21 protein-coding genes are annotated in these 24,525 nt (G+C 70.2%); 9 read left to right on the top strand and 12 right to left on the bottom strand.

Translation table 11 applies throughout. The features are described 5' to 3' along the window. Positions 1 to 14: 14 nt before the first annotated feature. Positions 15 to 1,142, bottom strand: coding sequence for a magnesium and cobalt transport protein CorA (locus ACFYZQ_RS00550; RefSeq protein WP_389140053.1), 1,128 nt, complete (start codon positions 1,140 to 1,142; stop codon positions 15 to 17). Positions 1,143 to 1,291: 149 nt separating this feature from the next. Here ACFYZQ_RS00550 and ACFYZQ_RS00545 point away from each other — a divergent pair, with 149 nt between their 5' ends. Continuing rightward, the gene (locus tag ACFYZQ_RS00545) at positions 1,292 to 2,086 is read left to right on the top strand and encodes a methyltransferase domain-containing protein (RefSeq protein WP_389140051.1); all 795 of its coding nucleotides are present in this window, start codon (positions 1,292 to 1,294) and stop codon (positions 2,084 to 2,086) included. Between the two features lie 47 nt (positions 2,087 to 2,133). On the opposite strand, the gene ACFYZQ_RS00540 is transcribed toward ACFYZQ_RS00545, so the two are convergent. From ACFYZQ_RS00540 to ACFYZQ_RS00525, 4 genes are all read right to left on the bottom strand, one after another. After that, the gene (locus tag ACFYZQ_RS00540) at positions 2,134 to 3,060 is read right to left on the bottom strand and encodes a carbohydrate kinase family protein (protein WP_389140049.1); all 927 of its coding nucleotides are present in this window, start codon (positions 3,058 to 3,060) and stop codon (positions 2,134 to 2,136) included. Then, the gene (locus tag ACFYZQ_RS00535) at positions 3,045 to 3,953 is read right to left on the bottom strand and encodes a pseudouridine-5'-phosphate glycosidase (protein ID WP_389140046.1); all 909 of its coding nucleotides are present in this window, start codon (positions 3,951 to 3,953) and stop codon (positions 3,045 to 3,047) included. The genes ACFYZQ_RS00540 and ACFYZQ_RS00535 overlap by 16 nt, the downstream gene beginning before the upstream one ends. Positions 3,954 to 4,042: 89 nt before the next feature. Further along, entirely contained in the window at positions 4,043 to 4,594 is a 552-nt protein-coding gene (locus ACFYZQ_RS00530; protein WP_389140043.1) for a methylated-DNA--[protein]-cysteine S-methyltransferase, read from the bottom strand. Between the two features lie 51 nt (positions 4,595 to 4,645). Further along, on the bottom strand, positions 4,646 to 5,518 hold the full coding sequence (locus ACFYZQ_RS00525) for a glycerophosphodiester phosphodiesterase (protein ID WP_389140041.1): 873 nt from the start codon (positions 5,516 to 5,518) through the stop codon (positions 4,646 to 4,648). 289 nt (positions 5,519 to 5,807) lie between these two features. On the opposite strand from ACFYZQ_RS00525, the gene ACFYZQ_RS00520 reads away from it, so the two are divergent. From ACFYZQ_RS00520 to ACFYZQ_RS00495, 6 genes are all read left to right on the top strand, one after another. Next, on the top strand, positions 5,808 to 6,671 hold the full coding sequence (locus tag ACFYZQ_RS00520; protein ID WP_389140038.1) for an MHYT domain-containing protein: 864 nt from the start codon (positions 5,808 to 5,810) through the stop codon (positions 6,669 to 6,671). 40 nt (positions 6,672 to 6,711) lie between these two features. Continuing rightward, positions 6,712 to 8,862: an excinuclease ABC subunit UvrB gene (gene uvrB / locus ACFYZQ_RS00515; protein ID WP_389140035.1), complete on the top strand. Its 2,151-nt coding sequence runs from the start codon at positions 6,712 to 6,714 to the stop codon at positions 8,860 to 8,862. A 159-nt stretch (positions 8,863 to 9,021) separates the two neighbouring features. Next, entirely contained in the window at positions 9,022 to 9,600 is a 579-nt protein-coding gene (locus tag ACFYZQ_RS00510; RefSeq protein ID WP_388788945.1) for a TerD family protein, read from the top strand. Positions 9,601 to 9,645: 45 nt separating this feature from the next. After that, entirely contained in the window at positions 9,646 to 11,571 is a 1,926-nt protein-coding gene (locus tag ACFYZQ_RS00505) for a TerD family protein (RefSeq protein WP_389140033.1), read from the top strand. Positions 11,572 to 11,791: 220 nt separating this feature from the next. After that, entirely contained in the window at positions 11,792 to 12,793 is a 1,002-nt protein-coding gene (locus tag ACFYZQ_RS00500) for a TerC/Alx family metal homeostasis membrane protein (protein WP_389140030.1), read from the top strand. A 63-nt stretch (positions 12,794 to 12,856) separates the two neighbouring features. Beyond that, a complete protein-coding gene (locus ACFYZQ_RS00495) occupies positions 12,857 to 13,957 on the top strand; it encodes a calcium:proton antiporter (RefSeq protein ID WP_389140027.1) in 1,101 nt (366 codons plus the stop codon). Here ACFYZQ_RS00495 and ACFYZQ_RS00490 read toward each other — a convergent pair. Both ACFYZQ_RS00490 and ACFYZQ_RS00485 read right to left on the bottom strand, forming a co-directional pair. Then, the gene (locus ACFYZQ_RS00490; protein ID WP_389141821.1) at positions 13,947 to 15,236 is read right to left on the bottom strand and encodes an MFS transporter; all 1,290 of its coding nucleotides are present in this window, start codon (positions 15,234 to 15,236) and stop codon (positions 13,947 to 13,949) included. The genes ACFYZQ_RS00495 and ACFYZQ_RS00490 overlap by 11 nt on opposite strands. Positions 15,237 to 15,329: 93 nt before the next feature. Then, a complete protein-coding gene (locus ACFYZQ_RS00485) occupies positions 15,330 to 16,376 on the bottom strand; it encodes a S66 peptidase family protein (RefSeq protein WP_389140025.1) in 1,047 nt (348 codons plus the stop codon). Positions 16,377 to 16,477: 101 nt separating this feature from the next. Between ACFYZQ_RS00485 and aroQ the strand changes: the two genes are divergently transcribed. After that, complete coding sequence (gene aroQ / locus ACFYZQ_RS00480) at positions 16,478 to 16,951, top strand: type II 3-dehydroquinate dehydratase (protein WP_389140022.1); 474 nt, start codon at positions 16,478 to 16,480, stop codon at positions 16,949 to 16,951. A 42-nt stretch (positions 16,952 to 16,993) separates the two neighbouring features. On the opposite strand, the gene ACFYZQ_RS00475 is transcribed toward aroQ, so the two are convergent. The 5 genes from ACFYZQ_RS00475 to ACFYZQ_RS00455 form a co-directional block, all read right to left on the bottom strand. Then, entirely contained in the window at positions 16,994 to 17,746 is a 753-nt protein-coding gene (locus tag ACFYZQ_RS00475; RefSeq protein WP_389140020.1) for an amino acid ABC transporter ATP-binding protein, read from the bottom strand. Continuing rightward, a complete protein-coding gene (locus tag ACFYZQ_RS00470; protein WP_389140018.1) occupies positions 17,743 to 18,645 on the bottom strand; it encodes an amino acid ABC transporter permease in 903 nt (300 codons plus the stop codon). The genes ACFYZQ_RS00475 and ACFYZQ_RS00470 overlap by 4 nt, the downstream gene beginning before the upstream one ends. After that, positions 18,642 to 19,526: an ABC transporter substrate-binding protein gene (locus ACFYZQ_RS00465; protein ID WP_389140016.1), complete on the bottom strand. Its 885-nt coding sequence runs from the start codon at positions 19,524 to 19,526 to the stop codon at positions 18,642 to 18,644. Before ACFYZQ_RS00465 ends, ACFYZQ_RS00470 begins: the two co-directional genes overlap by 4 nt. 364 nt (positions 19,527 to 19,890) lie before the next feature. Next, positions 19,891 to 20,547 carry an MBL fold metallo-hydrolase gene (locus tag ACFYZQ_RS00460; protein WP_388788962.1) on the bottom strand — a complete coding sequence of 219 codons (657 nt, stop codon included), beginning with the start codon at positions 20,545 to 20,547 and terminating at the stop codon, positions 19,891 to 19,893. A 55-nt stretch (positions 20,548 to 20,602) separates the two neighbouring features. Then, a complete protein-coding gene (locus ACFYZQ_RS00455; protein WP_389140014.1) occupies positions 20,603 to 21,292 on the bottom strand; it encodes a maleylpyruvate isomerase family mycothiol-dependent enzyme in 690 nt (229 codons plus the stop codon). A gap of 224 nt (positions 21,293 to 21,516) precedes the next feature. Between ACFYZQ_RS00455 and uvrA the strand changes: the two genes are divergently transcribed. After that, positions 21,517 to 24,516, top strand: a complete 3,000-nt coding sequence (gene uvrA, locus ACFYZQ_RS00450) for an excinuclease ABC subunit UvrA (RefSeq protein ID WP_389140012.1) — start codon at positions 21,517 to 21,519, stop codon at positions 24,514 to 24,516. Positions 24,517 to 24,525 lie beyond the last annotated feature (9 nt).

Raw genomic sequence — 24,525 nt, 5'->3', positions numbered from 1 at the left:
CCCGGTTTCCGGCGTCAGAGCCAGCCGTTGCGCCGGAAACCGCGGTACAGCGCCAGACACGCCACCGATATGACGCCTATGACGAGCGGATAGCCGAACCGCCAGTGAAGCTCCGGCATGTGATCGAAGTTCATGCCGTACACCCCGCACACCATCGTCGGTACGGCGATCACCGCTGCCCAGGCCGTGATCTTCCGCATGTCCTCGTTCTGCGCGACCGTCACCTGCGCGAGGTGCGCCTGCAGGATGGAGTTGAGCAGTTCGTCGAAGGACGCGATCTGCTCCTTGGCCCGCATCAGGTGGTCGAGGACGTCCCGGAAGTAGGCCTGTATCTCCGGAGCGACGACCCGTATCGGCCGGGTCGCGAGATCCTCGATGGGGCGGCCGAGGGGCGCCACGGCCCGCTTGAGCTCCAGCAGTTCACGCTTCATCTGATAGATGCGCCCCGGGTCCACCCGCGCGCCGTTCTCCGCGAACACGTCCGTCTCGACCTGGTCGATGTCCGCCTGCACCGAGTCCGTGACCGTCAGATAGTCGTCGACCACGTGGTCCGCGATGGCGTGCAGAACGGCCGCCGGCCCCTTGGCGAGCTGCTGCGGATCCGACTCCAGCTCCTCACGCAGGGGGCCCAGCGAGCCATGCCTCCCATGCCGCACCGTGACCACGAAGTCGTGACCCACGAACACCATGATCTCGCCGGTGTTCACCACCTCGCTCGTCGCGGTCAGCTCCTCGTGCTCGACGTAGCACACCGTCTTGAACACCGCGAAGAGCGTTTCGCCGTACCGCTCGAGCTTCGGCCGCTGATGGGCTTCCACCGCGTCCTCGACCGCCAGCGGATGCAGGTCGAACAGCTCGGCGAGGCCGGCGAACTCACGGTCCGTCGGCTCGTGCAGCCCCAGCCAGACGAAGCCGTCGCCGTTCTTGCGCACCCGCTCCACTACATCCACCAGGTCGCCGTCCCCGGGGACCCGGACGCCGTCCTGGTACGTCACGCAGTTCACCACCGAGGAGCCCAGCGGGGAGCGCGCGGGATGGCTCAGGTCGACCTTCGGCCGCCGCCGGGCCAGCCGCGCCATCCTGCGCAGACCGCCGACACCGCCGAGGCCCCTGACCTTCCGCAGATTCCCTGCCATGGACATCTGGATCTCCTCGCGTGGATCTCCTCGCGCATCGCCGCCGCGCCTTGCCGGGCCAGTCTGCCAGCCCCGCGTGATCTGCGGGCAAGCCTGTGGAAACGGCTGCTTCCGCTTTGTTCCCGGCTGTGGACAAAACGTTGGATGATCGCGGCATGACGCGATCCGACGAGTACCTCCTCGACAACCGGCAGGAAGAAGCGGGGGAGCGTTTCGACGCCTTCACCGCCCTCTTCGACCCCACCACCTTCCGCCACCTGGAGGCCCTTGGCATCGGCCCCGGCCTGCGCTGCTGGGAGGTGGGGGCCGGCGGCACCTCCGTGGTGTCCTGGCTGGCAGAGAAGGTCGGCCCGACGGGCAAGGTGGTCGCCACCGACATCGACGTCTCGCGGGTCGCCGTGGTCGCCCGCCCGCCGGTGGAGGTACGCGTCCACGACGTCGGCGCGGAGGAGCCGCCGGGGGAGGGGTTCGACCTGGTGCACGCCCGGCTCGTCCTCGTCCACGTGCGGGACCGGGAGAGGGCGCTGCGGTCCATGGTCAGCGCGCTGCGGCCCGGCGGCCGGCTCTTGGTCGAGGACGCCGATGCGGCCCTGCAGCCCCTGCCCTGCCCCGACGAGTACGGCCCCGAGCAGGAGCACGCCAACCGGCTGCGGCACGGCTTCCGCAAGCTGCTGGCCGACCGTGGCGTCGACCTGTCGTACGGCCGCAAACTGCCCCGGCTGCTCCGCGAGGCCGGGTTGCGCGACGTGCAGGCCGACGCTCGCTTCCCCCTCGCCTCACCCGCCTGCACCGCCCTGGAGTCCGCCACCGTCCGTCAGATACGCGGACAGCTGGTGGCCGCTGGCCTGGCCACCGACGAGGACATCGACCGGCATCTGTCCAACGTCGCCTCCGGCACCATGGACCTCGCCACGGCACCGATGATCTCGGCGTGGGGGCGCAAGGAGTAGACCGACGCGCCGGGGCACAGCTCGGGCCGGGACGCCGGTCGGGTGCGTCAGCCGTGGGTGGGCGGTCTGCCGCCCACCCGTTCCACCGCCCGCGCCCCCGCCCGGCAGCCCGCGACCGCCGCCTCCTCGGGCGCCGCGCCCGCGAGGAGCGAGGCGAGGAAGGCGCCGGTGAAGGCGTCCCCGGCCCCCGTGGTGTCCCTCGGCGTCGCCGGCACGGCCGGGACGCGTGCGAGCACTGTGCCGGACCGGGCCACCAGCGCACCGTCCGCGCCCGCCTTGGCCACCACCAGCGGGACATGACGGCTCAGCTTCGCCGCCGCGTCCACCGGATCCGGCAAACCCGTCAGCAGGGCCGCCTCGTCCCGGCTGGGCAGCAGCACGTCCACCTGCTCGGCGAGGGCCAGGAACCGGGCCACCCCCAGCCGCCTGAGGAAGCCCGCCGAGGCAGGGTCCAGACTTACCGGCACTCCACGCGCACGCGCCGCCTCCAGGGCCACCGCCGCCAGCGCCCGGCTCGGCTCGGAGAACAACAGGTAGCCCGACAGATGCAGCCGGGCGACCCCCTCCAGCAACGCGTCGGACCAGTCGGCCGGCTCCAGCCGCAACGACGCGCCGCTGTCCGTGAGGAACGTACGCTCGGCCGACGCCCCCGTGTCCACCAGGCAGACCACCGTCCCGGTGGCCGCCTCCCGATCGACGACGAGCCGCGGCCGCACCCCCGCCGCGACCAGCTCCCGCTCGTGCCAGGCAACCGTGTCCTCACCCACCCGCCCCAGCAGCCGTACGTCCGCACAGCCCGTGTGGGCGGCCCAGCAGGCCACATTGGCGCCCGCCCCGCCCGGCAGCGTCCGGATCACGGCCGCCGTGTCCGTGCCCGCCGCGAGCGGCCCCCGGTGCCGGGCGACGACGTCCGTGACGACGTCCCCCACCACCAGCAGAGCCCCGTCGCCGTCCGCCGTCACCCCCGCGTCCACGCCGCCGCGATCCGCGCCGCCAGACGGACGTTGCCGCGCACCGCCGCGAGGTTGGCGCTCAGCGACGCCCCGTCCGTGTGCCGGACCAGGTAGTCGAGCAGGAAGGGGGTGACCGCCTGACCGGTGACGCCCTCCTCCTCGCACGCCCGCAGCGCGTCGCCGAGTACGCGCGAGTGCAGCCCCGGATCGAGCTGCTCCCCCTCCGGGACGGGATTGGCCACGATGAGCGCCGAGTCCGGCACCCCGAGACCGTCCTGCGCCCGCATGACCTCAGCGACCTGCTCCGGGGTGTCCAGAGTCCAGTCGACGGGGTGCCCGGAGTCCGACAGGTAGAAGCCGGGGAAGCTCTCGGTGCCGTATCCGGCGACGGCCACGCCCAGGGTCTCCAGGCGCTGCAGGGTGGCGGGCACGTCCAGGATCGACTTCACCCCCGCGCACACCACGGTGATCCGCGTCCGCGCCAACAGCCCGAGGTCCGCGGACTCGTCCTGCGTCACCGTCCACTCCCGGTGGACACCGCCCAGCCCGCCCGTCGCGAACACCCGGACGCCCGCCAGCGCCGCGAGCAGCGCGGTCGCCGACACCGTGGTCGCCCCGCTCGCCCCGGCCGCCACCGCGAGCGGCAGGTCACGGTGGCCCAGCTTGCGGATCCCGTCCTCGTTCGCGACCCGTTCCAGCTGCTCCTTGTCGAGGCCCACGTGGGGCCGTCCGTCCAGGACGGCGATCGTCGCGGGTACGGCGCCCTCCTGCCGTACGGCTGCCTCCAGCTCCCGGGCCACCTGCAGATTGCGCGGGCGGGGCAGCCCGTGCGCGATGATCGTGGACTCCAGCGCCACCACGGGGCGGCGCGCGTCGATCGCCTCACGTACTTCCTCGGACACCACCAGCACCACGCGCCTGCCTCCTGTCAGTACGTCCTTCCTCATCTCTGGCGAGCGCCGCACCCGGATAAACGCCTGCCGCCCGTGGCGGCGACTTCCGGTCAGAACAGCGGCTCGGGCAGGACACCCTCCAGGGCGAGCAGCTTCCGCTTGGTCTCCAGACCGCCCCCGAACCCGCCGATCCCGCCGTCGCTCGCGACGACCCGGTGGCACGGCACGACGACCGGCAGCGGATTGGCGCCCATCGCCGCCCCCACCGCCTGCGCCGCGCCCGGCTGGCCCACCCGTCCGGCCAGGTCGCCGTACCCCACGACGGTGCCGTAGGGCACGGCGGCCAGCTCGCGCAGCACCTGCCGGTTGAAGCCGGATATCAGCGACCAGTCCAACGGCAGCTCGAAGTCGTGCCGCTCACCCGCGAAGTACGCCCGCACCTGGCGTATCGACTCCGCCAGCAGGGGCGAGCCGGGGGCTTCCACGGGCTCGGTGCCCAGCCTGCCCGCCAGCCGTTCCAGTGCCCGGTCGCGCACCGCGTCGGTGGCGTGGAACACCACGTTGACCAGGCCCTCGCAGGTCGCCGCCAGCAGCAACGGGCCGATGTCGGTGCCGACGACTGCCCACACGACCTGCTGCTCGTACCGCCCATGGCTGTCCATACGCCTCACCGTACGACCCGCCACTGACAACGCCCCCGGCCCGGCAGCCGCTCAGGAGCCGTTCAGCGCCGCCCGCACGACATCGGGCTTGTTCGTGATCAGGCCGTCGACGCCGTAGCGGGCCATGGTCCGGGCCGTGGCCGCGTCGTCGACGGTCCAGGCGAACACACCCAAGCGCCTGCAGTGCGGGCCTTGGAACGCGTGCACGGCGGCGACGTAGCCGCTGTCGATCGACCCGTACGAGGGGTTGATCAGGTCGGTGAAACCGGCGTACTCACGCAGTCCGCCCACCTCCGGCCTGCCGAGGAAGCCGGTCGTCAGGCCGGGTTTCAGGTCGTGGACGATCCGCAGACTGGCCGCGCTGAAGCTCTGCACGATCAGCCGTCCCAGATGCCGCTGGTCCAGCCAGCCCTCGTTGCTGAGGAGCTTCAGGGTCTGCCGTTCGATCCCCGGGTACAGCTCGGGGTTCTTGATCTCCAGGAGCAGTTTCTGGTGGTTGTGCTCCACCCGGCGCATGTACTGCTGCAGCGTCGGCACGCGCGTGCCCGCGTACGCGGGGCCGAACCAGCTGCCCGCGTCCAGGCGGGCGATCTCGGCGGCCGTGAAGTCCTTCACCTTCCACGGCGCCCGGCCGGGGAAGACGTCCTCCACGTTCGTGGTGCGCGCGAGGCTGTCGTCGTGGATGACGACGAGCCGGCCGTCCCTGGTGCGCTGGACGTCGTTCTCGACCCAGGAGAAGCCGAGGGCGGCCGCCTTGTCGATGGCGGGCAGAGTGTTCTCCGGCGCGTAGGCGGAGGCGCCCCGGTGGGAGATGATCCCAGGATGCCCGCCGACATCGTCGGACCGGGCATGGGAGACGGGGGTCAGCAGGGCGACCGCCACCAGGAGTGCGGTGGTCGTGGCGGCGGCTTCGCGCGCGTGCATGCGTACTCCTCGCGTCGAGCGGATGCCCGTGAGCACGGACAGCATCAGCCTGACAGCACAGAGTAAACAGTGTCGGGTTGCGCGATGCCCACAGATTGAACGGAGTTGCCCAAGTCCGCTCACTGGTACGGCACAAGTGGGGCAAGGCTGTGTTTCTTTGCCGGAAAATCGTTCGACCATTCCGGTGCGGGTCATACTCTCTGCGACACACCTGACCGCCGGAGCGGTCCAGGGGGCGGGGGCGCTTGTCACAGATTCCGGGACGCAAGAGGCGGAAGGGCAGCCGCGCATGCAAGGCACGGTCGACGGTTTCAGCTACGGGGTCGTCACCCCGTTGGTGGCCTATCTGATGGCCTGCCTGGGCGGGGCCCTCGGTCTGCGCTGCACCACGCGGTCCATGCTGGTGGCGCACTCCTGGCGCCCCGCCTGGCTCGCCCTCGGCTCGGCCGCGATCGGCTCCGGTATATGGACCATGCACTTCGTCGCCATGATGGGCTTCACCGTCAAGGAGACGCCGGTCCACTACGACAAGTCGACGACGTTCGCGAGCCTCGGCCTCGCCATCGTCATGGTCGGCGTCGGGATCTTCATCGTCGGCTACCGCGGCGCCACCGGCACGGCCCTGTTCACCGGTGGCACGATCACCGGTCTGGGTGTCGCGTCCATGCACTACCTCGGTATGGCCGGGATGCGTTTGAACGGCACGCTCGAGTACAACACGTTCACCGTCGCCGCCTCGGTGGTGATAGCGGTCGTGGCCGCCACCGCGGCCCTGTGGGCGGCCGGACAGGTGCGGGGCTTCCTGTGGAGCGTGGGCGCGAGCCTCGTCATGGGGCTCGCCGTGAGCGGCATGCACTTCACCGGCATGGCCGCCCTCAGCGTCCACCTGCACGGCACATCCGGGACGCCTGCGGGTGACTCGCCCGCCTCCCTGCTCGCGCCCATGCTGATCGGCCCCCTCGCCTTCCTCCTCCTCGCCGGCGTCGTGGTGATGTTCGACCCGCTGGTGGTCATGGGCAAGCCCGAAGTGACGCGCGTCGACCGCAAACCGGGCGTCCCGGCCGGCGTCATGGCCCACCCCGGCCGCCGCCCGCCTCTGGAGTCGGCCCGGTCGCAGGGGGACCGAGCCTTCCGCACCCCGCAGAACCGCTGATCAGGCCCCGTTGTCAGTGCGGGGTCGTACGGTTGATTCCATGCGGCCCGTTTCCCACATCGAACGCACGGTGGCGCCCTTCGAGGTCGTCAGCCCCTACCAGCCCAGCGGCGACCAGCCGACGGCGATCGCCGAGCTGGCCAGACGCATCGAGGCCGGTGAGAAGGACGTCGTACTGCTCGGCGCTACCGGCACCGGCAAGTCCGCCACCACCGCGTGGATGATCGAGAAGCTCCAGCGCCCCACGCTCGTGATGGCGCCGAACAAGACGCTGGCCGCGCAGCTGGCCAACGAGTTCCGTGAGCTGCTCCCGAACAACGCCGTCGAGTACTTCGTCTCGTACTACGACTACTACCAGCCCGAGGCGTACGTACCGCAGTCCGACACGTACATCGAGAAGGACTCCTCGATCAACGAGGAGGTCGAGCGGCTGCGCCACTCGGCGACCAACTCGCTGCTCACCCGCCGCGACGTCGTCGTGGTCGCCTCGGTCTCCTGCATCTACGGCCTCGGAACTCCGCAGGAGTACGTGGACCGGATGGTCCCGCTCCGGGTCGGTGACGAGATCGACCGGGACGAGTTGCTGCGCCGCTTCGTGGACATCCAGTACACCCGCAACGACATGGCGTTCACCCGCGGCACCTTCCGGGTCCGCGGCGACACCATCGAGATCTTCCCGGTGTACGAGGAGCTGGCCGTCCGCATCGAGATGTTCGGCGACGAGATCGAGGCGCTGTCCACGCTGCACCCGATCACCGGCGAGATCATCAGCGACGACCGGCAGCTGTACGTCTTCCCGGCCTCCCACTACGTCGCCGGCCCCGAGCGCCTGGAGCGGGCCGTCAACGACATCGAGAAGGAGCTGGGGGAGCGACTGGCCGAGCTGGAGAAGCAGGGCAAGCTCCTGGAGGCGCAGCGCCTGAGGATGCGTACGACGTACGACATCGAGATGCTCCGCCAGATCGGTAGCTGCTCCGGTGTCGAGAACTACTCGATGCACTTCGACGGCCGCTCGCCCGGCTCCCCGCCCAACACCCTGCTGGACTACTTCCCGGAGGACTTCCTGCTCGTCATCGACGAGTCGCACGTCACCGTCCCGCAGATCGGCGCCATGTACGAGGGCGACGCCTCTCGCAAGCGCACCCTCGTGGAGCACGGCTTCCGGCTGCCCTCCGCCCTGGACAACCGCCCCCTGAAGTGGGAGGAGTTCCAGGAGCGCATCGACCAGACCGTCTACCTGTCGGCCACCCCGGGCGCCTACGAGATGTCGCGCTCCGACGGCGTCGTCGAGCAGATCATCCGCCCGACCGGCCTGGTCGACCCGGAGGTCGTCGTCAAGCCCACCGAGGGGCAGATCGACGACCTGGTGCACGAGATCCGGGAGCGCACCGAGAAGGACGAGCGCGTCCTGGTCACCACGCTCACCAAGAAGATGGCCGAGGACCTCACGGACTACTTCGTGGAACTGGGCATCCAGGTGCGCTATCTGCACAGCGACGTCGACACCCTGCGCCGCGTCGAACTGCTGCGTGAGCTGCGTTCCGGCGAGTTCGACGTCCTGGTCGGCATCAACCTCCTCCGCGAGGGACTCGACCTGCCGGAGGTGTCCCTGGTGGCGATCCTCGACGCCGACAAGGAAGGATTCCTGCGCTCCGGCACCTCGCTGATCCAGACCATCGGCCGCGCCGCGCGCAACGTCTCCGGCCAGGTTCACATGTACGCCGACAAGATCACTCCGGCGATGGAGCGGGCCATCGACGAGACCAACCGCCGCCGAGAGAAGCAGATCGCCTACAACAAGGCGAACGGCATCGACCCGCAGCCGCTGCGCAAGAAGATCAACGACATCGTCGCCCAGATCGCCCGCGAGGACATCGACACCGAACAGCTGCTCGGCTCGGGCTATCGCAAGCTGAAGGACGGCAAGGGTGCCAAGGCCCCGGTGTCGTCACTCGGCGACTCGGCGGCCAAGGGCGCGAAGGCCACGAAGGCGGCCAAGTCCGCCAAGGGCAAGGCGACGGTGCCCACGGACCGCCCCGCGACCGAGCTCGCCGAGCAGATCGAGGAGATGACCGAGCGCATGCGTGCGGCCGCCGCGGACCTGCAGTTCGAGATCGCGGCCCGGTTGCGCGACGAGGTCGCCGAGATGAAGAAGGAGCTGCGTCAGATGAGGGAAGCGGGCCTGGCCTGAGCCGCCCGCGACGGGCCCCGGCATCCGCGTGGAGTGCGGAGTGTTGCAACACCGACACAAAGCGCGGGCCGGGGGTCGGCACCCTCGACGCCCCTGCGTAGGGTCATGGTCAACCGCGCACTCCGCGGCAACAGGGGAAATCCGAAAGGGGAAACCGCCGTGACCGTCAACATGACCAAGGGTCAGGCCATCAGCCTGGAGAAGAAGGACGGGGGCAGCCTGACCGCGGTTCGCATGGGTCTCGGCTGGCAGGCGGCTCCCCGTCGTGGTCTGTTCGGCTCGCGCACCCGTGAGATCGACCTGGACGCCTCCGCGGTGCTCTTCGCCGACAAGCAGCCGGTCGACGTGGTCTTCTTCCGTCACCTGGTCAGCGACGACGGGTCCGTGCGGCACACGGGGGACAACCTCGTCGGCGGCGTGGGCCAGGGCGGCGACGACGAGGCCATCCTTGTCGATCTGCAGCGTGTCCCGGTCCACATCGACCAGATCGTCTTCACCGTCAACTCCTTCACGGGGCAGACCTTCCAGGAGGTGCAGAACGCGTTCTGCCGCCTGGTCGACGAGACCAACGGCCAGGAACTGGCCCGCTACACGCTGGCGGGCGGCGGCGCGTACACCGCCCAGATCATGGCCAAGGTGCACCGGTCGGGTGCGGGCTGGACGATGACCGCCCTGGGCACCCCGTCCAACGGCCGTACCTTCCAGGACCTCATGCCGGCGATCCTGCCGCATCTGTAGGCGGGTCCGGCACCGGCGCACGACACAGACCAGGGGGGACAGGCGATGACGTCCGAGCTGGTGCGGGGGCAGAACCACCCGCTCTCGCAGGTCCGGCTGGAGATCCGGATCACGGCCGGGGCGCCGGTCCTGGCCGGTGCCACGCTCAGCGACGACAGCGGCAAGGTGCGCGGCGTCGAGTGGGTGGCGCACCCGGGCGCCCCCACCCTCCCGGGCCTGGAGGTCTCCCGTCAGGCGGCCGCCGAACACCGCCTCGCGGTCGACCTGGACGCCGTGCCGGAACAGGTGCACCGCGTCGACGTGCTGCTCGCCCTGCCATCGGGGACCGGGGGGCCGCTCCGCTTCGGCGCCGTCGCCGCCCCCTCCGTCGCGGTCACCGGTCTCGACGGCACCCAGGTCGCGCGCTACACGATCACCGGCCTCGACGCGGAATCCGCCGTCGTCGCCGTGGAGCTGTACCGCAGGCATGGCGCCTGGAAGGTGCGTGCCGTCGGCCAGGGTTACGCGGGCGGCCTCGCCGCGCTCCTCACCGACCAGGGCCTGCCCCAGGCCGACGAACTCGCGGGCGGCATCCAGGAGGCGGTCACCCGGGGTCTGGCCCGTTCCATACCGGCTCCCATCCCCGGTCTCGACCAGCCCGGCGCGGCTTCCCACGGTTCCCCCGACGCGGGACCGCTGTGGACCCCGAGCCCGTCCGACGGGCAGCCGCCGTCCGCCGTTTCCCAGTCCTCCCAGCCCTCCGGGGCCTCCGGGAGCGCCGTCGACTACACCCATCCCCGCCGTCACACCACTGCGCCACCCCCCGCACCCGAGGCGCCTCCCGGCCCGGCGGGGGAGCCCGTGGCGCCGGTCGCCGGTGACGCGGTCGGCTGGTCCATGGAGGAGCGGCTGTACAACCAGGTCTGGGGCATGTTCGAGGACCTCGCCCGCACCGCGGCCGCCTACCGCAGCGCCGTCGACTTCGCCGACTCGCGCCTGGAGAAGGAACTCGACCAGGCCCTGTCCGACCCGCGCAACCGGCTCGGCTCCGCGGGTGACGCGGCTCGCGAGGCGGCCCGCGCCAAACGTGAAGTGATCGTCGACCAGGCACGGGCGGTCCTCGACCGCGACCTCGCCCAGCTCACCGCCGAGGCGCAGGTCGTGGAGCCCGCCCTCCCACCGGCCTTCGCCGGCTGGGACAACCCGGTGTGGCACGGCTACCAGGTGCCGACGGAGCCCCCGCTGGCCGTCCGCCTGGGTGAGCTCCACCTGCCGGAGAGCGTCCCGCTGCGGATTCCGATGCTGGTCCGGCTGCCGCTGGAGCGCGGTCTGTGGATCGACAGCGGTCGTGAGACGGCGCCCGACGGCTGGGACACCGAGCCGGACGGGCTGCGGCACCTCGCCACGGAGGCGGCGGTGGCGCTCGCGACCCGGATGCTCGCCGTGCACCCGGCGGGAGAGTTCCGCGTCCAGGTGATCGACCCGGCGGGTTCGGCGGCCCGGGCGCTCATGCCGCTGGTGCGCAGCGGAGTGCTGGCCGGGCCGTCCGCCGCCGGCGCCGCGGGTGTGAGGGACGTCCTGGGCAACCTCACCCGGCGCGTCGACCTCGTCCAGATGGCGGTGCGCGGCGGTGCGGCCGAATCGCTGCCGCCCGATCTGGACATGGCCCGGCAGCTGCTGGTCGTGAACGACTTCCCGCATGGCTTCGACGAGCGGGCCGTAACGGAGTTGCGCTACCTCGCGGACGAGGGACCGGCCGTGGGCGTGCATCTGCTGATGGTCGCCGACCGGGAGGACGCCGCGGCGTACGGCCCTTTGCTCGACCCGCTGTGGCATTCCCTCATGCGACTCACCCCCGTGCCCGACGACCATCTCGCGGATCCCTGGGTCGGCCATGCCTGGACGTACGAGCCGTCACTGGTGCCACCCGGAAGCGAGGTGCTCGACCACGTGCTCGCCAAGGTGGCTCAGGCATCGCCCAAGCACAGGTAAAGCCCCGCCACCAGGCGGTTTGGTTTTTTCTTTACCAATCGCTTTACCTTTCCTTGGTGATTGGGTACTGTTGTCGACACGGAGGGGAGTACTCCCTGACTGCGGCGCACCCGTCAATACGGATCGGACGAGATCCCGGGGCGTCGGCCCATCCCGGGTGGAAGAGACCTCCGGCAGCGATGACGCTGACTGTTCGCCGTTACGAACTGCCGGAGGCGCAGTGGAAATTTCCGCAACCCTGTGGGCCCTGACCATCGTCGGCCTCGCCGCTCTCATCGCGGTCGACTTCTTCATCGGTCGCAAACCCCATGACGTGTCCGTCAAGGAAGCCGGCGTCTGGACCGTCGTCTGGATCGCCCTCGCCGGGCTCTTCGGCCTCGGCCTGCTCGTCTTCGGTGGCGGACAGCCCGCCGGAGAGTTCTTCGCCGGGTTCATCACCGAGAAGTCACTGAGCGTCGACAACCTCTTCGTCTTCGTCCTGATCATGGCGAAGTTCGCGGTGCCCTCGCAGTACCAGCAGCGCGTGCTGCTCGTCGGGGTGCTCATAGCCCTGGTCCTGCGGGCCGTCTTCATCGCCGCCGGAGCCGCGATCATCGCGAGTTTCTCGTGGGTCTTCTACCTTTTCGGCGCCTTCCTGATCTGGACCGCCTGGAAGCTCATCCAGGAGGCCCGGGCCGACGAGGAGGACGAGGAGTTCGAGGAGAACAAGCTGCTCAAGGCGGCCGAGCGCAAGTTCGGCGTGGCCGACCGCTACCACGGCACCAAGCTGTGGATCCGGCAGAACGGCAAGCGCGTCATGACGCCGATGCTCGTCGTGATGCTCGCTATAGGCACCACGGACGTCCTCTTCGCGCTGGACTCGATACCCGCGATCTTCGGCCTGACGCAGGATCCGTACATCGTCTTCACCGCCAACGCCTTCGCGCTGATGGGTCTGCGTCAGCTGTACTTCCTCATCGGCGGCCTGCTGAAGAAGCTGGTCCACCTCTCCTACGGCCTGTCGATCATCCTCGGCTTCATCGGGGTGAAGCTGGTGCTCCACGCGCTGCACGAGTCCGGGGTGCACGTCCCGGAGATCAGTATCCCGGTCTCGCTCGGTGTGATCTGCGCGGTCCTCGTCGTCACCACGATCACCAGCCTGATGGCCTCCAGGAAGCAGGCGGCGCTGGAGACGGCAGAGGCCGGCGGCGAGGGAGCCCCGAAGGACAGCGTCGACGCCTGACCGCGTCGTACCGCGTGAAAGGACTGGAATGCGAACCGTGTACGCCGCTGCCACGATCGCCGCATGACCATTCGGCTCAGGTCGCTCACCACTCAGTGGACGTTCCTCCTGCCGGTTCTCGCGGTCGTTCTCCTCGTCCTGACCTGGGGAAGGGAGCTGCCTGGCGCGGTCGTCGCCCTGGTCACCGTGGTCCTCGCCGGGGCCGTGCTGGCCGCCGTGCACCACGCCGAGGTGGTCGCCCATCGAGTCGGTGAGCCCTTCGGCTCCCTGATCCTCGCTCTGGCCGTGACGGTCATCGAGGTCGCTCTCGTCGTCACCCTCATGGCCGACGGAGGCGACAAGAGCGCGACGCTGGCCAGGGACACGGTCTTCGCGGCTGTGATGATCACCTGCAATGGCATCGTCGGCCTCTGCCTGCTGGTCGCCTCGCTGCGGCACGGCACGGCGGTCTTCAACCCCGAGGGCACCGGAGCCGCCCTCGCGACCGTGGCCACCCTGGCCACGCTCAGCCTCGTGCTGCCGACGTTCACCACCAGCAAGCCCGGTCCGGAGTTCTCCGCCGTGCAGCTGACCTTCGCCGCACTGTCCTCGCTGGTCCTGTACGGCCTGTTCGTCGCCACCCAGACCGTGCGGCACCGGGACTACTTCCTGCCGATAGCCCGGCAGGGCGGGGTGATCGAGGCGGACGAGCACGCCGACGCGCCGACCGCCCGTACCGCGTGGATCAGCCTGGCCCTGCTCGGTCTGGCCCTGGTCGGTGTGGTCGGACTGGCCAAGGGAGTGTCGCCCACCATCGAGTCCGGTGTGGCGGCCGCCGGTCTGCACCAGGCGGTCGTCGGTGTGATCATCGCCCTGCTCGTGCTGCTGCCCGAAACGATCGCCGCACTCCGCTCGGCCCGCCGCGACCGCGTGCAGACCAGCCTCAACCTCGCCTACGGCTCGTCGATGGCCAGCATCGGCCTCACCATCCCCGCAGTGGCCCTCGCCTCCGTCTGGCTCTCCGGCCCGCTCGTCCTCGGCCTCGGCCCGACCCATATGCTGCTGCTGGCCCTGACGGTGGTGGTCAGTTCCCTGACGGTGGTGCCGGGCCGGGCCACGCCGCTGCAGGGAGGCGTCCACCTGGTGCTGTTCGCCGCCTATCTGGAGCTGGCGATCAACCCGTAGCCGGCCGGCCGGTGGCCGGTTCCACCGCCCTGGCCACCGGCACCGGACGCGTCTCCGGCAGCAGCGCGAAGCAGGCGAGGCTGAACAGCGCGATCCCGGTCAGATAGGCGCCCACACCCCACGGGACGCGACCCGAGTGCTCGGCGAGCGCGGTGGCGACGATCGGCGTCAGGGCGCCGCCGAGCACCCCGCCGAGGTTGTAGCCCACCGCGGCGCCGGTACAGCGCACCCTGGGTTCGTACAGCTCCGGGAGGTACGCGGCGATCACCGCGAACATCATGACGAACCCGATGAACGCTCCGAGGAAGCCGAGGAACATCAGCAAGGGCGCCCCGGACGCCAGGAGCGCGACCATCGGGAACATCCACAGCGCGGTCGCCGTGCACCCCGCCAGGCACAGCGGCCGCCGCCCGAACCGGTCGCCGAGAACTGCCATCAGGGGCGTCAGCGCCCCCTTCACCACCACGGCGGCCATGACGCAGGTCAGCATGACGGTGCGGCTCACTCCCAGCCTCTCCGTCGCATAGGCCAGGGACCAGGTCGTCACCGTGTAGAAGACCGCGTAGCCGACCGCGAGTGCGCCCGCCGTCAGCAGCACCAGCCGCCAGTGGTGACGTACGACCTCGGCGAGCGGCATGCGCGCATGGTCGTCGATCTCCAGGAACCGGGGGCTCTCGACCAGTGAGGAGCGCAGCCACAGACCGGCCGCGGCCAGCACCCCGGCGGCCCAGAACGGCACGCGCCACCCCCATTGGGCGAACTGCGCGTCGGACAACGTCGCCGACAGTGCCAGCATCACGCCGTTGGCCAGCAGAAAACCCACAGCGGGTCCCACCTGCGGGAAGCTCGACCACAGAGCGCGCCGCCCGGCGGGCGCGTGTTCGGCGGTCAGCAGTACCGCCCCGCCCCACTCCCCGCCGAGCCCCAGTCCCTGCAGGAAACGCAGGAGAAGCAGCAGCACCGGCGCGGCCAGGCCGATCGAGCCGTAGGCCGGCACGCAGCCGACCGCGACCGTGGAGGCCCCGGTCAGCAGCAGGGACACCACGAGGACCGGCCGGCGTCCGTGCCGGTCCCCGATGTGCCCGAACAGCACCGAACCCAGCGGCCGGGCCACGAACCCCACGCCGAACGTCCCGAAGGCCGCCAGGGTCCCGGCCATCGGCGAGAACGTCGGGAAGAACAGCGGCCCGAGGACCAGGGCGGCCGCGGTTCCGTAGGCGAAGAAGTCGTAGAACTCGATCGCGGTCCCGGCGAGCGAGGCGGCCGCGAGCCGCGGCATGGAGGGCGCCCTTACGGTGCGTACGTCGTGCATGCTGCGTCAACTACCCACAGTGAGCACTGGTTACGGGGGCGCGCGGGGGCGTGTCCTGGGTCAGTAGGTGACCGTGATGCGCCGCGAGGGGCCGTCGATGCGGACGGTGCCACCGTAGGGAATGACCAGTTGGGGGCCTGTGTGGCCGAAGTCCACGTCGAAGACGGCCAAGGTGTCGGGGGCGTACGCACGCAGCGCCCGCTGCACGGCCTCGCGCTGTTCCGCGGCGTACCGGGCCGCCTCATCCGGGCTGTTGGGGTGCTGGAAGGACCACGTCTTGGCCCGGCCCATCAGCAGTGCCGGGAAGCGCTGCAGCAGGCCGCGCTCGCCCATGTTTCGCAGGATCCGGAAGACCTCCGTGGCGCTCGGCATCTCCTCCGAGGTCTCGAGGAGCAGCACGCCGCCGTCGTAAACCGACGGGTCGCGCGCGATCTCGCGGTCGGCCATCAGCAGCCAGGACAGGATCTCCAGGCAGCCGCCCCAACTGCGGCCCTCCACCACGCGGTCGGCGCCCAGCCAGGTCCATCCGGTGCCGGGCCGGGTCTCCGGTTCCGACTCGAAGGTCGCCGGGTCGCGCCAGTCCCGGTCGATGTCGTTCCAGCGTTCGGCCGGCCGCAGCTCGTACGGGCCCGAGGTGAACAGCGCCGCCCGCAGGGAGTCGGCGGTCTGCGGGTGCATCGCGCCGGGGCGGCCGAGCTCGCACATCACCGTCGCGCCGTGGTAGCCGACGATGCCGGTGTTGTACAGGAACGCGAGCAGGTTGGTGTTGTCGCTCATGCCGAAGAAAGGCTTGGGGTTGGCCCGCAGCAGCTCCCGGTCCAGGAACGGCAGCACGGTGATCTGGTCCTCGCCGCCGATCGACGCGATGACCGCCTTGATGTCCGGATCGGCGAAGGCCGCGTGGATGTCGTCGGCCCGCTCCTGGGGCGTCGTGCCCATCTTCCGGGTCGTCGGGTACTCGACCGGCTCGAGACCGTAGTCCTGGCGCAGCCGCTCCAGCCCGAGTTCGTAGGGGCGCGGGAAGAGTTCGGGCAGCCCGCCGGAGGGCGAGACGACGGCTATGCGGTCGCCGGGCGAGGGCTTGGGAGGGTACGAGGGCGTGGTCATGCCGGGAGGGTAACGGCCTCGGCCCTCTCGCTTCACCGTGATAAACCGGGTCCGAGCAGCGGTCCTCACGGGCCGCCCACCCCGAACGGACCGGAGGAACCGTGCCCCGCACCCTGGCCAACGCCCCGATCATGATCCTCAACGGGCCCAACCTGAACCTGCTCGGCCAGCGTCAGCCCGAGATCTACGGCTCCGACACCCTCGCCGACGTCGAGGCCCTCTGCGCCAAGGCCGCGGCCGCGCACGGTGGCACCATCGACTTCCGGCAGTCCAACCACGAGGGCGAGCTGGTCGACTGGATCCACGAGGCGCGGCTGAACCACTGCGGGATCGTGATCAACCCCGGCGCCTATTCCCACACGTCGGTCGCGATCCTGGACGCGCTCAACACCTGTGACGGCATGCCGGTGCTGGAGGTCCACATCTCCAACATCCACAAGCGGGAGTCCTTCCGGCACCACTCGTACGTCTCCCTGCGCGCCGACGGTGTCATCGCCGGATGCGGCGTGCAGGGCTATGTGTTCGGCGTGGAGCGGGTCGCGGCGCTGGCCGGAGCGGCGCACACCGAGGCGTAAGCCCCGATGCCCTTGCGACCGCCCCTTACCGCGCCCGCCCCTTCACAGCCGGCCCGCCTCCACGATCCGCCGCAGGAAGCGCCGGGTGCGTTCCTGCCGCGGGTCACCGAAGACCTGCTCGGCGGTGCCGCGCTCCAGCACGACCCCTCCGTCCAGGAAACAGACCTGGTCCGCGACGTCACGGGCGAAGCCCATCTCATGCGTCGCCAGCACCATGGTCATGCCGTCGTCCTTGAGATCGCGGACCACGCTGAGTACCTCACCCACGAGCTCCGGGTCGAGAGCGGCGGTGATCTCGTCGAGCAGCAGCAGTCGGGGACGCACCGCCAGCGCGCGCACGATCGCAACCCGCTGCTGCTGGCCGCCGCTCAGCCGGTCCGGGTAGGCGTCCGCCCTCCCGCCCAGGCCGAGCCGCTCCAGCAGTTCCCTGGCCCGCTCCTCGGCCTCCGCGCGGGGCACGCCGTGCACCCGGCGCGGGGCGAGGACGACGTTCTCCAGCACGGTCATGTGCGGGAAGAGGTTGTACGCCTGGAAGACCACGCCGATACGGCGCCGGACCGCGTCCTGGTCGGCCCGCGGGTCGGTGATCTCCTCGCCGTCCAGCCAGATCGCGCCGTCGTCGATCTCCTCCAGCAGGTTGGCGCACCGCAGCAGTGTGGACTTGCCGGAGCCGGAGGCACCGATCAGCGCGGTCACCGTGTGCGGGGCGACCTCCAGATCGACGTCGCGCAGCACGACCGAGCCGCCGAAGGTCTTGCGGACGGACTCCATCCGCAGCACCGGAGCGTCGCTCATACGGTTCCTCCCTGGGCCCGCTGCCGGTCCATCCTGGCCGTCACCCAGTCCGTGAAGCGGGTCATCGGGATGGTCAGCGCCACGAAGACCAGCCCGGCGACGATGTACGGCGTGTAGTTGAGGCTGCGTTGGGCGATGATGTCGGCCGCCCGTACGGCGTCGATCGCGCCGCCGATCGACACGAGCCCGGTGTCCTTCTGCAGCGACACCAGGTCGTTCAGCAGAGGCGGCACCTGACGGCGTACGGCCTGGGGGAGCACCACGTACCGCAGCGCCTGCCGGTTGGTCAGACCCAGCGAGCGGGCCGCGGCGCGCTGCGAGGGGTGCACGGACTCGATGCCCGCGCGGAACACCTCGGCGACGTACGCCGAGTACGTCAGCGTCAGTGCCGTACCGCCCAGCAGCACGGGATCGACGGTCACGCCCTGGAGGCGCAGCGCGGGTACGCCGAAGACCACGATCATCAGGTTGATGATCAGCGGCAGACCGCGGAAGAAGTCCGTGTACGCCGCAGCCAGCACCCGCAGGGGGAAGAACACGGGCCCCGGCAGTGTGCGCGCGACGGCGATCAACATGCCGAGGACGAGCACCAGTACGCCGCAGATCAGCAGCAGCCGGACGTTGAGCCACAGGCCGTCGAGAACCTTGGGGAAGGCCTCGCGCGCGTAGTGCCCGTCGAAGAAGGTCTCCTTGGTGCGCTGCCAGCCCGGTGCGCTGACCACGACCACGTACAGGACGACGGCCGTGACCAGGGTCGACAGCGCTGCGATCGCGGTCGCCCGGCGGGCTCGGGTGCGCTTGTGGCGCTCCCGTTCCAGCCGTCGCCGCGACGGGACGTACGGGTCCGGCATGCCGTCGTCGCCGGAGTCCTCCCCGGCCTCCTCCTTGGTGACCGTCACTTGAGCACCGGGGCGTCGACGGCGTCGGACAGCCACTGCTTCTCCAGCTTCGCCAGGGTGCCGTCGCCTCGCAGGGCGTCCACGGCCGACGTCACGCAGGAGGTGAGGGCGCTGCCCTTGTCCAGGACGAGCCCGAACTGCTCCGGCGTGCCGCCCTGGTTCTCGAACTGGCCGACGATCCTGGCGTTCTTCACCTGGGCCGCGGTGACGTAGAAGGCGGTCGGCAGGTCGGTGACGATCGCGTCCACCTGGCCGTTCCTGAGCGCCGAGACGGCCTGGTCGTTCTTGGAGTACGCGGCCGCCTCCTGCGACGGCTTCACCACGTCGCTGATGTAGTCGAGGCTGGTCGTGCCCACCTGGGCGCCCAGCTTGAGGCCCTTGAGGTCGGCGATGCCCGTCGCCTTCGCGGCCTTGCTGCCCTTCAGTGCGATGACGGCCTGGCGGACGTCGTAGTAGCCGGACGAGAAGTCCACGGCCTTCTTGCGCTCGGCACTGATCGACACCTGGTTGATGTCGAAGTCGAAGGTCTTCACACCGGGCGCGAACGCCTTGTTGAAGGGGACGCTCTGCCAGACGACGGCGCTCTTGCCGTAACCGAGCCGCTGCGCCACGGCGTAGGCCACCGCCGACTCGAAACCCTTGCCGCTGGCGGGCTTGTCGTCCTTGAACCAGGGCTCGTACGCCGGCTCGTCGGTGGCGATCGTCAGCTTGCCGGACGTCTTCGTGGCCAACTTGCCCTTGGCGCAGCTCTTCGCGGCCGAAGCGGACGGATCGGCGGCCGCCTTCTCCTCCGGCTGCGGGGCACAGCCGACAGCGGTGGCGAGGAGGGCCGTGGTGGCGGCGACGACGGCGCGGCGCAGTGCGCCAGGAGCGAGATGCATGGCGGGAGAGTGACAGCAGGGCGTCCCGTTTGTCGAGGTCACGGCAGGAAGTGTTCGCATGGTGGGAACGGGTGTTGCGGTCTTGTGAACAGTTCCTGCGAGGCTTGCCCGGGCCGCCGGCCGAGGGCGGGGATAAGGGTGGACCGGCGGCCCGATCCGCGCGGGTGCCGTCTTCCCGCGCGTGGCTGCTTCCAGTTGAGCGCGCAACCACGTGACCGGGGAGCGCGCACACGCCGTCAGCACGTGTGCGCTGTTCACACGGGGCGCGCACGAGGCTTGCGCGGGCTGCTCGGCCGCACACGCGCGGGCGCACGCATGCGCGAGGCTGCACGCATGCGGCATGCGCGCCGGGTGGACGGAATTCTCACCACCCGCGCGCGTGCCACTGCGGCAGTTGGGGCCGCTCGGCGCCCAGGGTGGTGTCGTTGCCGTGGCCCGGGTAGACCCAGGTCTCGTCCGGCAGCACGTCGAAGATCTTCGTCTCCACGTCGTGGATCAGGCTGGCGAACGCCTTCGGGTCCTTCCGTGTGTTCCCCACCCCGCCCGGGAAGAGGCAGTCGCCGGTGAAGACGTGCGGGTGGCCGTGCGGGTCGTCGTAGACCAGGGCGATGGAGCCGGGCGTGTGCCCGACCAGGTGGCGCGCGGTGAGCTCCACGCGCCCCACGCGGACGGTGTCGCCGTCGTCGACGAGGACATCGGTCGGTACCGGAATACCGGGGGCGTCCTCGCGGCCCGCGTACGTACGGGCTCCCGTGGCCGCGACGACCTCGGCCAGTGCCTGCCAGTGGTCACCGTGCTGATGGGTGGTGACGACGGACGCGATCCCGTCGTCACCGATCATGCCGAGCAGTGTGTGCGCCTCGTTGGCGGCGTCGATCAGCAACTGCTCGTCCGTGGCCCGGCAGCGCAGCAGATAGGCGTTGTTGTTCATCGGCCCGACCGCGACCTTGGTGATCATCAGGTCCTTGAGCTCGTGCACGTCGGCGGGGCCGCCGACCGTCACCTCACCGCTGTACGTCATGGTGATCAGCCTAATCCGTTCCGTGGCGGGGGAGCGGTCCTGAGGCCGCTCAGCGCTACAGCGGCGGCAGGGAAGGCAGTGCGCCGCCCGTCACCGCGAGGCCCGAGCCGTCGCGGCGTCCGGCGAGCCAGCCCAGCAGGTCCGCGGCCGAACCCTCGACGCCGATCGGGCCGCCCCCGGCGCCGCCCCCGGTGGCCCAGGCCCGGCCGTCGTGGCTGCGCAGACCGGTCGAGGGGACGTCCTTGTGCCCGCCGAAGCGTTCGGCGAGAAAATCGATCTCCCGCTCGACGAACTCCTCCGGGAGGTCCTCCAGTTCGTATCCGATCCCGAGATCGACGTGGTGGAGCTCCACCTCGGCCCAGCGCCGGAAGGGCACGCGGGACGCGGAGTCGGTGACCCCGCCCCGCAACTCCACCGTGCGCGACCAGTCCGCGGGCGCGTCCCCCGTCGCCTGGAAGCGGGCCGCGCTCTCGCTCAGGTCGGCGAGCTGGACGTCCAGGGCGCGCGCGGCGTCCCGCTCGATCTCGGTGTTCCGGGTGTCCGCGGACGCGTACATCGGTCGCCCGTGGAGCACGTTCACGAGCGCGTCCGCGTTGCGGGCGATATGGGCCAGGACATGGCCGCGGGTCCAGCCGGGCAGCCGTGACGGCTCGGTCACAGCCGCGTTGTCCAGTGCGGTCACTGCGCTGAGGAGCCGTTCAGTCGCTTTGTGCACAGAAGCCAGGTCACGCGCGTGATCAGTCATGGGGGCGACCCTAGCCCCGCCACTCCTTCGGGTGAAGGTGGCGGACCAAGCCCCTAAATCGAATGCACGTGCTATATGGTCGGGTGCGGCGTCGGGCATGCTGGATGGCCGGGGATTGTTGTTCCGACCGGGATCCCGACCGGCGTTGTCAGTGGCTCCCCCTAGGCTGAAGAAGCACGGGGGCCCCGCCCCTGTCACTTCTCTCAAGAAAGGTGCGGACCGGCGTGGCCGACCGTCTCATCGTCCGTGGCGCGCGCGAGCACAACCTGAAAAATGTGTCGCTCGACCTGCCTCGTGACTCGCTCATCGTCTTCACGGGCCTGTCCGGGTCAGGCAAGTCCTCCCTGGCCTTCGACACCATCTTCGCCGAGGGCCAGCGGCGCTACGTGGAGTCGCTCTCCTCGTACGCCCGCCAGTTCCTCGGCCAGATGGACAAGCCGGACGTCGACTTCATCGAGGGCCTCTCCCCGGCCGTCTCCATCGACCAGAAGTCGACCTCGCGCAACCCACGCTCGACGGTCGGCACCATCACCGAGGTCTACGACTACCTGCGGCTGCTGTTCGCGCGCATCGGCAAGCCGCACTGCCCCGAGTGCGGCCGGCCGATCTCGCGCCAGTCACCGCAGGCCATCGTCGACAAGGTCCTGGAGCTGCCGGAGGGGAGCCGCTTCCAGGTGCTCTCGCCGCTGGTGCGCGAGCGCAAGGGCGAGTTCGTCGACCTCTTCGCCGACCTGCAGACCAAGGGCTACAGCCGGGCGCGCGTGGACGGGCAGACCATCCAGCTCTCCGAACCGCCCACGCTGAAGAAGCAGGAGAAGCACACCATCGAGGTGGTCGTCGACCGCCTCACGGTGAAGGACAGCGCCAAGCGCCGCCTCACCGACTCCGTGGAGACCGCGCTCGGACTCTCCGGCGGCATGGTCGTGCTCGACTTCGTCGACCTTCCCGAGGACGACCCCGAGCGCGAGCGCATGTACTCGGAGCATCTGTACTGCCCTTACGACGACCTGTCCTTCGAGGAGCTCGAGCCCCGCTCCTTCTCCTTCAACTCGCCCTTCGGCGCCTGCCCCGAGTGCACCGGCATCGGCACGCGCATGGAGGTCGACGCTGAGCTGATCGTCCCCGACGAGGACAAGTCCCTCGACGAGGGCGCCATCCACCCGTGGTCGCACGGGCACACCAAGGACTACTTCGGCCGTCTGGTCGGCGCCCTCGCGGACGCCCTGGGTTTCCGGACCGACATCCCCTTCGCCGGTCTGCCGCAGCGCGCCAAGAAGGCCCTGCTGCACGGCCACAAGACGCAGATCGAGGTCCGCTACCGCAACCGGTACGGGCGCGAGCGCGTGTACACCACGCCCTTCGAGGGCGCCGTGCCCTTCGTCAAGCGCCGCCACAGCGAGGCCGAGAGCGACGCCAGCCGCGAGCGCTTCGAGGGCTACATGCGCGAGGTCCCCTGCCCCACCTGTGAGGGCACGCGCCTGAAGCCGATAGTCCTCGCCGTCACGATCATGGACAAGTCGATCGCGGAGGTCTCCGCGATGTCCATCAGCGACTGCGCGGACTTCCTTGGCGAGCTGAAGCTGAGCGCCCGCGACAAGAAGATCGCCGAGCGCGTGCTGAAGGAGGTCAACGAGCGGCTGCGGTTCCTGGTCGACGTCGGCCTCGACTACCTCTCGCTCAACCGCGCGGCCGGGACCCTCTCCGGCGGCGAGGCCCAGCGCATCCGCCTGGCCACCCAGATCGGCTCCGGCCTCGTGGGCGTCCTGTACGTCCTCGACGAGCCGTCCATCGGCCTGCACCAGCGCGACAACCACCGGCTGATCGAGACCCTGGTCCGGCTCCGGGACATGGGCAACACGCTGATCGTCGTCGAACACGACGAGGACACCATCAAGGTCGCCGACTGGGTCGTCGACATCGGCCCCGGCGCGGGCGAGCACGGCGGCAAGGTCGTGCACAGCGGCTCCCTGAAGGACCTGCTCGCCAACGCCGAGTCGCAGACCGGCCAGTACCTGTCCGGCAAGAAGGCCATCCCCGTGCCCGGCATCCGCCGCCCCCGCGACCCCTCGCGGCAGCTGACGGTGCACGGCGCCCGGGAGAACAACCTCCAGGACATCGACGTCTCCTTCCCGCTCGGCGTGTTCACGGCCGTCACGGGCGTGTCCGGCTCCGGCAAGTCGACGCTGGTCAACGACATCCTCTATACGCACCTGGCCCGCGAGCTGAACGGCGCGCGCACCGTGCCAGGGCGGCACACGCGCGTGGACGGCGACGACCTCGTCGACAAGGTGGTGCACGTCGACCAGTCGCCCATCGGTCGCACCCCGCGGTCGAACCCGGCGACGTACACCGGTGTCTTCGACCACGTCCGCAAGCTGTTCGCGGAGACGACCGAGGCGAAGGTCCGCGGCTACCAGCCCGGACGCTTCTCCTTCAACGTCAAGGGTGGCCGCTGCGAGAACTGCGCCGGCGACGGCACCATCAAGATCGAGATGAACTTCCTCCCGGACGTCTACGTCCCGTGCGAGGTCTGCCACGGCGCCCGGTACAACCGGGAGACCCTGGAGGTCCACTACAAGGGCAAGTCCATCGCCGAGGTCCTGAACATGCCCATCGAAGAGGCAATGCACTTCTTCGAGGCTGTCCCGGCGATCAACCGCCACCTGAAGACGCTGAACGACGTCGGTCTCGGCTACGTGCGCCTCGGCCAGTCCGCGACCACCCTGTCCGGAGGTGAGGCGCAGCGCGTGAAGCTCGCCAGCGAGCTGCAGAAGCGCTCCACCGGCCGCACGGTCTACGTGCTCGACGAGCCGACCACCGGTCTGCACTTCGAGGACATCAGCAAGCTGCTCAAGGTCCTCTCCGGCCTGGTCGACAAGGGCAACACGGTCATCGTCATCGAGCACAACCTCGACGTGATCAAGACCGCCGACTGGATCGTCGACATGGGTCCCGAGGGCGGCGCGGGCGGCGGCCTGGTCGTGGCGGAGGGTACTCCCGAGCAGGTGGCCGGGGTTCCGGCCAGTCACACCGGCAAGTTCCTGCGCGAGATCCTGCAGCCGGAGACGATCAGCGACGCCGCACCGTCGGTGAAGGCGCCGGCGAGGAAGACAGCCCCGGCACGTGCCGCGAAGGCCGCCAACAGCACGGCGACCGCCAAGGCCGCCGGGGCCACGAAGAAGGCGGCGCCCGCGAAGAAGACGACGCGGGCCCGCAAGGCCTGACGCGTATGA

The organism is Streptomyces sp. NPDC001843 (genome assembly GCF_042891955.1).
Taxonomy (GTDB): Bacteria; Actinomycetota; Actinomycetes; order Streptomycetales; family Streptomycetaceae; genus Streptomyces.
Note: the sequence above shows the minus strand (reverse complement) of the source record. Positions and strands in the feature narration are given on the sequence as shown.